1 protein-coding gene and 1 pseudogene are annotated in these 1141 nt (G+C 46.5%); both read right to left on the bottom strand.

Going from position 1 to position 1141, the window contains the following annotated elements; genetic code table 11:
* Positions 1-79 precede the first annotated feature (79 nt).
* Entirely contained in the window at positions 80-832 is a 753-nt protein-coding gene (gene istB, locus Q4519_RS21600; protein ID WP_303515981.1) for an IS21-like element helper ATPase IstB, read from the bottom strand.
* A gap of 10 nt (positions 833-842) precedes the next feature.
* Positions 843-1141 (bottom strand): annotated as a pseudogene (locus tag Q4519_RS21595) (IS21 family transposase); the annotation flags it as partial.

Below are 1141 nucleotides of genomic sequence, written 5' to 3'. Positions count from 1 at the left end.
TGCGTATTAACATGAAGTCGATCGGTTAATAACATCGATGCCGATCACTTGTACTCTTCTTTGTAGAACCTTTTTTAAACTAACTTGAGTGATCGGCTTGCGTCAATTTATTCTGTCGTTTCCTCATCGATTCACCCTTTATTTCCAGTTTCACGCTGCTATGGACTAGGCGATCTAAGATGGCATCCGCGTGCGTTGATTCACCTATCATTTCATACCAGTTACTCACTGGTAGCTGACTACAGAGCAACGTTGACTTGGTGTCATATCGCGCATCAATCAGTTCCAGTAAATCACTTCGTTGGCTTGGCGTTAATGGCTCTAAGCCCCAATCATCTAAGATCAGAACTTGGCTGCTGGCGATTTTGTTGATGAGCTTTCGATAGCTGCCATCAGCTTGGGCTAGATACATTTTTTCTAATAACTCTTTTAAACGGAAGTACAGTACTGAGACTCCTTGCTGGCAGAAGTGATGCCCTAGTGCGCAGGCAAGGTAGGTTTTTCCACATCCCGTTGCGCCAGTAATTAGCACATTTTGGTGTAGCGCTAACCACTCACCTTGCGTAAGCGAACGGATCTCAGCCTTGTCGAGTTGGCGACTACTGCTGTAATCCAGCTGCGCCAGTTCCGCACGTAATCTGAACTTTGCTTGCTTGGTCAACCGCGCTATTTTGCGTGAGTTGCGTTGATTGATTTCTTCCGATAACAGCAGTTCTAACCGCTCTTCGAAGCTAAGCTCACGATAATGTGCGGCTTGTTGCTGCTGTATCGCTAACCCTGATTGGAACCCGCTAAGGTTCAGTAAGCCTAGCTTTTGCGTTAATGTATTCATGTCATTTTCCTTAATGATAATAGCCTTTGCCGCGGATATTTGGATGCTCGATCTCCGCTAGGCGGTCAGGTTGTGCTTGGGGTAATGGTTGCTTATCAAGGCCTTTTTCTAAGATAGAGCGCACACCGGCAACGCGCTTTATACCTGTCTCTAACGCTCTAGAGCACGCCGCATTGACCCTATCATGCGGGTATTTCTTACTCAGATTAAGCACGCCTAAACAGGCCCGATAACTTTGCTCTGGGTGATTTTTGCTTTGCAGCAGTTGAGCCACTAATGTGCTCGTTTCGTCGCCTATTTGACTGGCCC

It is taken from the genome of Motilimonas sp. 1_MG-2023 (assembly GCF_030547455.1).
Classification (GTDB): Bacteria; Pseudomonadota; Gammaproteobacteria; order Enterobacterales; family CBDFNC01; genus Motilimonas.
This window is presented reverse-complemented; position numbering and strand designations above follow the sequence as displayed.

Excerpts from the sequence above, each read along its gene's own strand:
- istB (WP_303515981.1), bottom strand. The coding sequence starts at position 832 with ATGAATACATTAACGCAAAAGCTAGGCTTACTGAACCTTAGCGGGTTC.